Source organism: Gammaproteobacteria bacterium, assembly GCA_022340215.1.
Lineage (GTDB): Bacteria > Pseudomonadota > Gammaproteobacteria > JAJDOJ01 > JAJDOJ01 > JAJDOJ01.
Window position 1 is genome coordinate 1 of record JAJDOJ010000227.1, and the last position, 10,430, is coordinate 10,430.

The following is a 10,430-nucleotide window of genomic DNA, read 5'->3' on the forward strand; positions in this document are numbered from 1 at the left end:
GCCACCACATTTTCATGTCTACTACGGCGAGCATAAGGCAACCGTTGATGTACGCACATGCGAAGTAATTCAAGGAGACTTACCGAGAAAACAGACTAAGCTTGTTCTGGCATGGGCGGAACTTCATCAGGAAGAGCTGATAGCTGATTGGGAGCTGTTAATGAATGGAGAAGAGCCATTCAAAATTCAGCCCTTACAGTAAGAGGTGAAATTATGTATCCATCTGTGAAAAATGTCACTCCGACTGAGGATTATCTTCTCTCAATTGACTTTGACAACGGGGAAAGAGGAATTTTGGATATGAAGCCATATTTGGACTTCGGTATTTTTCAGAGACTCAAGGAGCGCAATGCGTTCAATCGAGTTCGTGTGTCATTCGACACCATAGAGTGGGATTCGGGGATAGACCTTGATCCTGAGTTTGTTTACAACAAAAGCCAGCGTTCGGCCGCACAACAAGGCGCTGCAGCCGACGCCAGAAAGCCGCGCGGCTGAGCGCAGCGTTAGCGGCAGAAAACGACTGACATGAAACCAAAGATCTACCTTGAAACATCTATTATTAGTTATTACACGGCGAGACCGAACCGCGATCTGGTTATTGCAGCGCGGCAGGAAATTACACACGAGATGTGGTCGGTGCTTCAGGATGAATTCGACATCTACATCTCTGCGCTCGTCATACAGGAGGCATCGCGCGGAGACAAAGAAGCCGCAAGGAAGCGCTTGAGTGCAATTTCTGGCATTCCCGTTCTAGAACTTACGGCTCAAGCGCAGGAGCTTGCGAAGTTGCTGATTGCTGCAAACGCTATTCCGGCGAATGCAGAAGAGGATGCATTACATATTGCGGTGGCAAGTCTAAACGGTATGGAGTTCCTGCTGACATGGAATTTCAGCCATATTAATAACGCCTTTAAAAAGGCCCGAATCATCAAAGTAATTGAAGACCGGGCTTTCGTACCACCAGAAATCTGCTCCCCAGATGGGCTCCTTGGAGACTGACATGAAAGATTCTATTGTAGAAGAGGTGCGAAAGGCACGCCAGGCACACGCAGAAGAGTTCAACCATGATATGGCGGCCATTTGCGCAGATCTAAAGAGGATAGAAAGCAACTGTGGGCATAGAGTCGTGTCTTTGCCGCCCAGGCTGCTAACGAATAAGGTTAGATCGTGAGAGTGAAGCGAACCACGATCTGAACCGTTTGTTGGACAAGCCCGGGGGAGTTGAGAAGCAGATGTTCGGGAGGTGGGTACAAGAAACGGCCTTGACAAGCCGGAATAGTGTGCTAATTGAAAATATCTTTTTCTGGCACGGATTCTAGTGAAATCAACAAGATGCGGATTAGCAGGGCTTCGGACGGGCGCAACACGCGATTGAAACTCCGCGGGTAAACGGATGGTATTCCTTGAAGTCCATGCCATTCTGGTCGATAGGCACGAGAAAATCAAAGAGGCGCTGACAATGCTGAGCGGCCCTGAGATTAAAGAGATTAACGAGGCAACCTAGACCAGAGGATTCGCGGATAAAAAACGGGTGCCCGCTCTATGAGGGCTTAGAGGGTATCGTCTCGGGTTCAACGGACGATGAGCACTTCTCCGCGTAGCGGCTTCGTCCAACAAAACCTTCCAGCCGACCTCGTTCCTCGGCGGCTGAAGGTTAACGTTGTTCTCCGGCGGCGCCCTTCTGATCGGTGACGTTGCCCGTCCCGATCTGCTCGGTGGTGCCGAGAAGACGCGCCGCAATGCGGCGGTGTTCTGCCACATCCTGCGCGACTAGGTGCGCTCCCTGCCGGATTTCATCGATGTCTATCCGACCCATGTCGCCGGCTCACTGTGCGGCGGCAGCATCGGCAGCCGGCTGTCGACCACCATCGGCTATGAACGGCGTATGAACCGACTGCTTGCGAAGCTGGACTCTACGGCAGGCTTCTCCGATCAGTGCCTGGATTTGAGGCGATTGCCGGGAAATGGCATACCAGATTGCGCCGGATGTTCGTCCGTCATCAAGACGCGACAACAGGTGCATAGTCGAACTATGGAACGGGTGTCGCAACACAGAGGACGGACGACAAAGACAAGCAGGATGGTATGTCATTTGACAGAAATCGCCTGAGGCGTGGGGCATTTGCACCTGAGTGCCAGGGCATTTCCCCGGATGGTTAAGGCCGCTACAGCGAGTTCGGCACGCTATATCACGTCTCGCACGATCTCCTGGCATGCGCCCTGCATAAGTCTGCGTAACACCAGTGGTGACAAAGCGGTACCGGCACCGAGCCAAAGCGATTTCACAGAGGATTCGGGGGTGCAAGATGGGTAGCAAGAAAGACAAACATGAGGACCTCCCGGGCGAAGGCGACAAGGCGGCCGTTCACCGTTACGAGGAGGCGACCCGTGAGTTTGTCGAGTCCGGGAGGGTGGAGAAGGCTGCCGAACAACGGGCCAGGGGGCAAGACCAGCAAGAGGCCGAGCAGTCCGAGCGCGCGGGTGCGAAGCGTGCCAGAAAAAGCGATCCGGCGGCCGCTCAGGGACGAAATATCGCCCACGCGAACGGGCCGCGTGCCGCATTGGCGGACGACGATGGGAATCCGGATCCCGGTCCTCGGCCTGGTGCGTGGTTGTGCTGTACGGGCTTTTGCGACGCCCTCCCGGTGGCGGGGGTATATGAGCCGTTGGGCGGATAAGGGCGCGGTGGTCGGCTAAGCCTGTGGTCTACATCTATCTCACAATCCCGGAGCAGTCGCAGTCGAAGGTCGGCGAGGTAACCGATGCGCTGATTCGCGACGGCGTGGACGCACCCCGAATCCGGGTGTTCAGCATGTGTCTGGAGCGGCTGCCGAAACTCGCGGTCAGGACGGTTCGCTATCGCTCACCGGCGGCAAACGCCAGGTTTGGTGCACTCATCGGTGGAGTGGTCGGTCTGTTGATCGGCCTTCTGTTGATGGCACTTTTCGGGCTCGGTCTGGTGGTGGTGCTGGTGTTACTGTTGGTATTGGCGGTTGGCGGCGCGCTGTCGCGCTTATGGTTCGACCATGGCCTTGCGCGGGAACTTTACCGCCTGGACGGCGCCATGCGTCAGGGCAGTCAGGTCATCGTGCTCAAGGTCGACAAGGAACGGGTCGAGGAGGTGGAGAACGGCATCAAGCAACGCCACCCGGAGGTGGCCGTCCTCGGCGAGGACGCGCAAGGGACCCCGCCATTTCCGTGAGGCCGCCGGTGTTCCGCCCGGCAGGCCGGTAATCATTTGCCCGGAGCCGGCCGAGGGTTGCTGTGGAAAGAGTCGCTAAACGCTTCTGCTCCGGCTGTTATTCACCTGCTCTGCTGGGGAAAACGAGACGCACTCCGGACAACCCGCGTTGAGCGGTACTGGCCCGCCGAGGGGATCGGCCTGTTCTTAGGCGATTTCTGTCAAATGACATACCATCCTGTTTGTCTTTGTCGTCCGTCCTCTGTGTTGCGACAACCGTTCCCAGAGTTCGACGATGCGCCTGTTGTCGCGCCTTGATGACGAACGAAAATCCGGCGCAACCTGGAATGCCATTTTCCGGCAATCGCCTTACTGCCCGAACCGACCCCCGACATCGTGCGCGACATGTTCTCGTCTGAAGGTGGTGATGGCGGTCTTTGGTTCCCTGATGACGCCGTTCTCGCGGCGGCGCCCGTTCTAGCCGCAGACTTGAATGTGAAGGCGCAGACGACCAAGGTGCTCATGGGCTGCGTGGACCGGCGTGACCGGCACGGGGTTTGTCCGTTTGCCACAGGATTTCGCCTCGATCCGAGAAAGACACGGCCATGATGTTGCTCTATCGAACGGTACTACTGCTGGTCGGTGGCGGCGGGCTGATCGTCGGTGTTTTGCTGCTGTTCGTACTGACCATGACCTGGACCAACAGCGAACGGCTGCGACCGGTGTCCGACCACCAGGTTCTGGTTGGCTCACTGCAGGAAGCTTACTGGCGGCTGAGGTCGGAATCCGAGCGGGGTGAGTTGCCGCCGTCGGAGCGAGATTCTCTGGCGGCGACCTTGCGCGAACTCGCCGCCCTCCCGATTGCGCTGGCGCCGAGCACGGCGGCCGAACTGACCCGTGCCGCGGAATCCCTGGAAACGAGGAATCCGGTGTCGGTGGCCGAAGTCCGGGAACGGATCGGGGCCGTCCTGGAAGCGGAGGGCTATGCCCAGCGAACCCTGCTTGCCGAGCTCCAGGAGGACAACCAGCGCGAGTTTCAGGCGGCGCTGGCGCTGGCCGTCATTCTGCCGGCGCTGTCGCTCGCCCTGCTGGTGTTCTTTCACTATCGGGTATTGGCGCCGGTCAACGACCTCAGCGGTTTTCTCGCCCTGCTGGCGCGCAAGGATTACGCAGTGGCCGCCTCCGACAACGTGGATCCGCTGGTGCGGCCCCTGTTCGAGAAGTACAACCGGATGGTGAAGCGGATGCACGATCTCGAACAGGGTCACCAGAAGCGCGAGGACTCTCTGCGCCAGGACGTCGACCAGGCCACCCGGGCCTTGTTTCAGCAGCAGGCGGCGTTGGCGCGGAGGGAGCGCCTGGCGGCGGTCGGCGAGGTTTCGGCGCGGCTCGGTCACGAGTTGCGCAACCCCTTGTCTGGGGTTCTTATGGCCCTGACCAACCTGCGCGAAGAGGTCGATTCGGAGGATCAGGACCAGCGCCTGGGTTTAGTGATCGCCGAGCTCGAACGCATCGCGCATCTGTTGACTCGAGTCGTCGAGGAGTCGCGCCAGGTACCGGAGCGGCCGCGAGTCCTGCGGTTGCGTGCCGTGGTCGAGGAGATGGCCAGTCTGATGCGCTATCAACTGGACGACGAGGTTACGCTCGAAACGGATGTCCCCGAGGACCTGCTGTGCATTCTGCCGGAGAGCGGCCTACGTCACGCCCTGCTCAACCTCGTACTAAACGCCGCCCAGGCCTTGCAAGGCCGTGGCGGTACGGTGCGCATTCGTGCCGAACGCCAGTCGAACGAGCGGGTGGCGATCAACGTTAGCGATGACGGCCCGGGTTTCCCCGAGGAACTACTGAGGGCCGGGGTGCACGAGTTCGGCAGTTGGCGCCGGGGCGGCACCGGACTTGGCCTGGCCACGGTGCAGCGCTTTGCCGTCGCCAACACGGGCCAGCTGCAGCTGGTCAATCGGGCCGAGGGTGGGGCCTGTGCCTCCCTGATGCTCAACGACCAAACAGTCGCGGCGTGAGCCGGGCGCCGGTTGCCGGTCGAGTGAAGGCCTCAGTCCGCCAACCCAGTTTTGGCCAAAGCACAATGGGCTGACACAAGATGCAGCATGGGTATTGCATGGTTCCCGATCTCCCGAATGTGCGGTCTGGCGTCGTCACCGGAGATCGCAATCGAATCAGGCAAAAATCGGTACCGCTTGTCTGAGGGTGGTGAGCTGCTGGCATTATCCACACCGGGCAGGCCTCCCTGCCGTCATCGCGCCTCGAGTCGATGTGAGGTCTTAGGTCCGTACAACACTGCTATTGCTCTTCGAGTGTGCAGACGGCCGCCGGGTCGTCGAGAAGCAGCACCAGGCTCTCGCTGGCGAACAGCTTATAGTGGATGCCGTCGTTGGCCGAATAGCCGATCCTCAGGTCCTGGCCGATGTTGATCTGCCCGACCTTCGGGTCAACCACTACGGCACCCTCGATCGGGGCCTTGTACACCCCGGCCTCACACAAGCGACTGAGATGATCGAGCTGCAGCAGATCCGATCCTTCGTAACGCCGAAAGAGCTTGTTGTAGCGGCTCGGCGACAGGGACAGGGCATAGGGGCCGCGAAAACCGCCCTCGTCCAGCCGGTCGACCGCGGCGATGACGTCGTTCAGGGTGTGTCCGACCTGTTCCCAGTCACGAATCTTGACCTGGTTGCGGCCCTCGGCGGTCATCAGACCGGCCAGGCCCTGTTCGGCGATGCCGTGATAGATCAATTCTTCCAACCCGCAGATCGAACCCTCGCTGTAAAGGTAGGTATCGAACTGGGCCGCGAATGCGGTGTGGCGGCGCCGCAGCCATTCGAGCAGCATACTCGCGTGTTCGATCTCTTCCGCCATGTTGTGTTCGAGTATGGCCCGCAAGGCGCTGTCACGGCTGGCGTCTGAACGCTGCCGGTACGAGTCGATAGCCTCCAGTTCCTCCTGCAGAGAGACCAGGGCGCGGTGCAGTTCGATGGTGCTGTCGGCGAGCCGGCCAGGCGGCTCGTGCAAGGTGGCCGATGATTCGCTCATGCGTTGCTGACTCGTGGTCCCTCCAGCTTCACTCGTTGACACGACAGATGCTCGATGACCTGAAAGGAAGCAAACGACATGCCACAGACACCGGCCGCGCTCCGGTCGCCCGGTTACGGGCCGTCGCGGGCCATTGACCTTCGACAGCCGGTGGAAGATGGGGCATATCCACCGTTTTCGGGGGATTTCGACCCACCGGATGCCTCTGCACCGCTCCGGCAGCGGCGTGTGCGTCCCAGCGTCGGATTGTCCCGCGAGCTGGCCGCGCGGCACTGTTCGTGCACGGACATTCGGAGACGATCCGCCACGGCGATCGATAGACACAGGACGGTAGCAAAGTCGGCCGGTGACTCGCTTGACTCGGTACCGCAGGAGTTGGCATGTGCGGCACAATACAGACTGACACCCGATTGGTGCGATTGAAGAGTTTGTTATCCGGTCGTCGCCGTACCGCGGTCGCGGCCGAACCACCAAACCGCAGGTCGTTGGTCGATAACGATGTGTGGGCGGCCGACTGCGGCGATTTCTGTCAAATGACATACCATCCTGCTTGTCTTTTCGTCCGTCCTCTGTGCTGCGACAACCGTTCCATCGTTTGACGATGCGCCTGTTGTCGCGCCTTGATGACGAACGAAAATCCGGCGCAATCTGGTATGCCATTTTCCGGCAATCGCCTAACGAGAGGTCATTGCATGGAGTCGATGCGGATCTGCGTGTCTGGTGGGACGGGTTTCATCGGCGGGCGGTCCCGCAGTTGCTTGACGCCGGTCACTGGGTGAGGGTGGCGGCGAGGCACCCGAGCGAATCCCATGCACTTACGACCGGTTTCGGAAAGCGGCTGAAAACCACCTGGGTGGACAGTCGCTGCGGCCCGTTCAGCGTCATCCCGTCCTCGGGGCCGAAAATCACCCCGGGACTCATGACCAATGCCACCGTGGTTGCATCGTGGGAGGCGCCGGTCGAGGTTGCCCGTATGGATGGTGCGCCGACGAATTTCCCGAGACCTCCACCAGGGTTTCGATGGGTACGCTACTTGCAAACGCATAGTTACCCGGGAACTCGATACGGCCCCCCCGAGGGGTGAGTTGGGGTGTCGTTACGACCTTCAGAAATCCGCTGTCCGTGAAAGCGTCAGACAGGGAGGGCAGGTCGCGCGGGTGAGACAGTGAAAGGCGTCCGATGTTTTGAGAGGGTGGATATTCACCACGCGGGGCCAGTTGCCCCGACGGGATTGTTCTCGGGCGGGGATCAGCACGATATGGTGATTCCACACCTGAACTCAGGGAGGAGCAGCGAAATGGCAGACGTGCATGATCCCGACAGGTCTGGTAAGTCGACCGATGCAGGGCTGATGGTCAGCAGCATGGTTGATCTGATCGCTCGAGACGACCCCGGTCTCGGCGAGAAAATCGAAATCTTCCAATGGGAAACTGATCTGTGCGGACGCATGATGATCGAGGGAAAGTCTGTGCAGGTGACCGAGACGCTCCCGGTCGCCCCGGAGGATCCACTCGATGGGTTAAACGCCCCGGGCCCGGAGCGACAGGCGCGCACGGTGCCTACCACCCATGGTTGAAAAGGACCCGATGCAGGCGGCGATGACCGTCCAGGCGCTGTTGACCGGCCTGCCTCTCGTACCCGTGACCGCGGCCCTGCAGGAAGCGGCGCTGACTTTGCAGAAGGTGGAGGTTGAGTTGCTCGCCGTCAGTGATGGTAAGCGGGTGGTGGGGTCGATCAGCGTCTGGGACCTGGCCCTGACCGCCTGCGCAGCCGGGTACGATCCCGGAACGACACCGGTGCTTAATGTCATGAGCTGTCAGCCGGTACTGTTCCGGGTCGACATGACCGCCGCGGAATCGCTGCAGCTGATGCGGCGCAAAGGTTTGTCCGCGGTGCTGGCATACGACTGTAAGGACCGATATGAGGGCGTCCTGTGTCTGCGTCGCCTGCTTGACCTTCTCGATCCGATCGCGCCGGATGGCCCGGAACCCGAGTACGTACGCCGGGTAAGGGGCGAGCCGCTGTGACCGACAGACAACTATTCAGTCCGCTTCTGTCGGAGGGGGTCGGGGCCTCAATGTTCCCGCCTGACGTCAGCCAGTTTCACTACCTGCCGTACCCGCCTGGCCGACGGCACACGGTTCGCCGGTCGTATTCTGTCGGGAGGTCATACGGAGTGGAGCATTCGAGGCGCAAGAGGGTCGGTCGGGGCTGTGACGCAAAATAAACGGAGCGACGCCGGTCGCGGCCCGGTCCTCCACGGAGCGCCTCGGCGTGCCTTCCGCCGTCGCATCTGGCGGGGGCTACAACAATTTGAGTATCGAGGCCCGGGTAGCTCCTGTCGAACCGGGACGTACCCTCAGCGGTCTCCTGCAGTGGAGCCTGTGGATTGAAGGAAGGGGGCCGGCGAATCGAGGCGGGTCTGTGCGGACGGACGAGTGTGAGGTCACAATGAGCGATACGCTACTGATCATTGAAGACGAACGGCTACTGGGCATCGAATTGACTCGGCACTTCAGCAAAGCGGGCTGGGACGTTGATCTGGCCGGTTCGATCGTTGAGGCGCGGCGCCTGCTGTTCGACGAGGGCAGGGAGCCGCTGGTGGTCCTGGCCGACATGAGTCTTCCCGACGGCAATTCGCTCGATCTGCTCGAACAGGTTCGGTCTGCAGGTAACCTCTGTGAATGGGTCCTGTTGACGGCCTATGGCAGTGTCCCTGATTCGGTTCGTGCATTGCAGCTGGGTGCCTTGGACTTCCTCGAGAAACCGTGCAGCACCGAGCGCTTGGCGGCAGTGCTCAATGGTGCTCGACGCGGTGCCCGCGCGCAGCGCCGTTTGCGACTGCAATCCGAGTTCGGTGGCAGGCAGTACCGACCGGAAGCGTTCCTCGGGCACAGCGAGACGACTCGGCGCCTGCGCGAGATGATCAAACGCCTTGCCGTCGTTCCCTTTAGCGGCCTGGTAATCTCGGGTGAGACCGGAACCGGCAAAGGACTGGTCGCCCGGATCCTGCATCATTCCGGTCCGCGTCCGGACGGGCCGATGATCGAGGTCAACTGCGCCGCCCTGCCGAGAGATCTTCTCGAATCTGAGCTTTTCGGACACGAGGCCGGTGCATTCACCGGGGCGAAGGGGCGCCATCGTGGCTATCTCGAACAGGCCGACGGCGGTACGCTCTTCCTCGACGAGATCGGTGAGATGGATCTTGCCCTTCAGGCGAAGCTGCTGACCGCCATCGAAGACCGCGAACTGCGTCGGGTTGGCGGCGAGAAGTCTATCAAGGTCGATGTGAAGGTGCTGGTCGCCAGCAACCACGACCTCGAGGATGAGGTGAGAGCGGGAAGCTTTCGGGCAGATCTCTATCATCGCCTGTGTGTGTTCCTCCTCCGACTGCCGGCGTTACGAGAACGACTGGATGATCTGGACGAATTGGTGCCGAATATGGTTGCCGAGTTCAACGCCATTGCCGGCCGTCGGGTCAAGCGCATCCCGGACAGTATCTATCGACGGATGCGGGCTTATCACTGGCCGGGCAATGTCCGCGAGTTACGCAATGTGATCGAGCGCTGCGTTCTGCTCGCAAGTAGCGAGGTCTTTCCCGAGCGCTGGCTGCAATTGGCCGAGGGCCTGCAAGGGCCTCGGCGCGGCCCCGAAGTCGAGGGCGACCGGGTCACCATCCCCCTGGACGGTTCGATGGCGCTGGACGAGATGGACAGTTACATCATTCAAACTGCCCTGAAGCGCAACGACTACAATGTAACAGCGACCGCCCGGGCATTGGGTACGACCCGGGAGACGTTGCGGTACCGGATTCAGAAATATCACCTGAGCCTGCGCGCCCATAATGGGGCTCGGACCGAGGGCGAACGCATCGAAGCGGTTTAGGCGATTGCCGGAAAATGGCATACCAGATTGCGCCGGATTTTCGTTCGTCATCAAGGTGCGACATCAGGCGCATAGTCGAACTATGTAACGGTTGTCGCAACACAGAGGACGGACGAAAAGACAAGCAGGATGGTATGTCATTTGACAGAAATCGCCTTAAGGCGATTGCCGGAAAATGATATACCAGATCGCGTCGGATTTTCGTTCGTCATCAAGGCGCGACAACAGGCGCATAGTCGAACTATGTCACTGTTGTCGCAACACAGAGGACGGACGACAAAGACAAGCAGGATGGTATGTCATTTGACAGAAATCGCCT

At 59.9% G+C, this 10,430-nt stretch carries 12 protein-coding genes; 10 read left to right on the plus strand and 2 right to left on the minus strand.

Features of this window, described 5'->3' with window-relative positions:
- The 3 genes from LJE91_15830 to LJE91_15840 form a co-directional block, all read left to right on the plus strand.
- The coding region (locus LJE91_15830; GenBank protein MCG6870139.1) for a DUF4160 domain-containing protein at window positions 1-202 on the plus strand (202 nt) is incomplete at its 5' end.
- Window positions 203-213: 11 nt separating this feature from the next.
- Window positions 214-495, plus strand: coding sequence for a DUF2442 domain-containing protein (locus LJE91_15835; protein MCG6870140.1), 282 nt, complete (start codon window positions 214-216; stop codon window positions 493-495).
- Window positions 496-525: 30 nt separating this feature from the next.
- Window positions 526-999 carry a type II toxin-antitoxin system VapC family toxin gene (locus LJE91_15840; protein MCG6870141.1) on the plus strand — a complete coding sequence of 158 codons (474 nt, stop codon included), beginning with the start codon at window positions 526-528 and terminating at the stop codon, window positions 997-999.
- 655 nt (window positions 1,000-1,654) lie between these two features.
- Here the strand turns inward: LJE91_15840 and LJE91_15845 are convergent.
- Entirely contained in the window at window positions 1,655-1,816 is a 162-nt protein-coding gene (locus LJE91_15845) for a hypothetical protein (GenBank protein MCG6870142.1), read from the minus strand.
- A gap of 490 nt (window positions 1,817-2,306) precedes the next feature.
- Between LJE91_15845 and LJE91_15850 the strand changes: the two genes are divergently transcribed.
- The 3 genes from LJE91_15850 (at window position 2,307) to LJE91_15860 (ending at window position 5,199) form a co-directional block, all read left to right on the plus strand.
- Complete coding sequence (locus tag LJE91_15850) at window positions 2,307-2,678, plus strand: hypothetical protein (protein MCG6870143.1); 372 nt, start codon at window positions 2,307-2,309, stop codon at window positions 2,676-2,678.
- A gap of 23 nt (window positions 2,679-2,701) precedes the next feature.
- The gene (locus LJE91_15855; protein MCG6870144.1) at window positions 2,702-3,202 is read left to right on the plus strand and encodes a hypothetical protein; all 501 of its coding nucleotides are present in this window, start codon (window positions 2,702-2,704) and stop codon (window positions 3,200-3,202) included.
- Window positions 3,203-3,786: 584 nt separating this feature from the next.
- Window positions 3,787-5,199, plus strand: coding sequence for a hypothetical protein (locus LJE91_15860; protein MCG6870145.1), 1,413 nt, complete (start codon window positions 3,787-3,789; stop codon window positions 5,197-5,199).
- Between the two features lie 280 nt (window positions 5,200-5,479).
- Here the strand turns inward: LJE91_15860 and LJE91_15865 are convergent, their stop codons facing one another.
- Complete coding sequence (locus LJE91_15865; protein MCG6870146.1) at window positions 5,480-6,226, minus strand: encapsulin; 747 nt, start codon at window positions 6,224-6,226, stop codon at window positions 5,480-5,482.
- Between the two features lie 688 nt (window positions 6,227-6,914).
- Here LJE91_15865 and LJE91_15870 point away from each other — a divergent pair.
- The 4 genes from LJE91_15870 to LJE91_15885 all read left to right on the plus strand — a co-directional run bounded on the left by LJE91_15870 (window position 6,915) and on the right by LJE91_15885 (window position 10,111).
- Window positions 6,915-7,310 carry a hypothetical protein gene (locus LJE91_15870; GenBank protein ID MCG6870147.1) on the plus strand — a complete coding sequence of 132 codons (396 nt, stop codon included), beginning with the start codon at window positions 6,915-6,917 and terminating at the stop codon, window positions 7,308-7,310.
- A gap of 174 nt (window positions 7,311-7,484) precedes the next feature.
- Complete coding sequence (locus tag LJE91_15875) at window positions 7,485-7,802, plus strand: hypothetical protein (GenBank protein MCG6870148.1); 318 nt, start codon at window positions 7,485-7,487, stop codon at window positions 7,800-7,802.
- Window positions 7,795-8,253 carry a CBS domain-containing protein gene (locus LJE91_15880; protein MCG6870149.1) on the plus strand — a complete coding sequence of 153 codons (459 nt, stop codon included), beginning with the start codon at window positions 7,795-7,797 and terminating at the stop codon, window positions 8,251-8,253. The genes LJE91_15875 and LJE91_15880 overlap by 8 nt, the downstream gene beginning before the upstream one ends.
- 424 nt (window positions 8,254-8,677) lie before the next feature.
- On the plus strand, window positions 8,678-10,111 hold the full coding sequence (locus tag LJE91_15885; protein MCG6870150.1) for a sigma-54 dependent transcriptional regulator: 1,434 nt from the start codon (window positions 8,678-8,680) through the stop codon (window positions 10,109-10,111).
- Window positions 10,112-10,430 lie beyond the last annotated feature (319 nt).

Excerpts from the sequence above, each read along its gene's own strand:
- LJE91_15835 (MCG6870140.1), top strand. The coding sequence starts at position 214 with ATGTATCCATCTGTGAAAAATGTCACTCCGACTGAGGATTATCTTCTC.
- LJE91_15840 (MCG6870141.1), top strand. The coding sequence starts at position 526 with ATGAAACCAAAGATCTACCTTGAAACATCTATTATTAGTTATTACACG.
- LJE91_15845 (MCG6870142.1), bottom strand. The coding sequence starts at position 1,816 with ATGGGTCGGATAGACATCGATGAAATCCGGCAGGGAGCGCACCTAGTC.
- LJE91_15850 (MCG6870143.1), top strand. The coding sequence starts at position 2,307 with ATGGGTAGCAAGAAAGACAAACATGAGGACCTCCCGGGCGAAGGCGAC.
- LJE91_15860 (MCG6870145.1), top strand. The coding sequence starts at position 3,787 with ATGATGTTGCTCTATCGAACGGTACTACTGCTGGTCGGTGGCGGCGGG.
- LJE91_15865 (MCG6870146.1), bottom strand. The coding sequence starts at position 6,226 with ATGAGCGAATCATCGGCCACCTTGCACGAGCCGCCTGGCCGGCTCGCC.
- LJE91_15875 (MCG6870148.1), top strand. The coding sequence starts at position 7,485 with ATGGTGATTCCACACCTGAACTCAGGGAGGAGCAGCGAAATGGCAGAC.
- LJE91_15880 (MCG6870149.1), top strand. The coding sequence starts at position 7,795 with ATGGTTGAAAAGGACCCGATGCAGGCGGCGATGACCGTCCAGGCGCTG.
- LJE91_15885 (MCG6870150.1), top strand. The coding sequence starts at position 8,678 with ATGAGCGATACGCTACTGATCATTGAAGACGAACGGCTACTGGGCATC.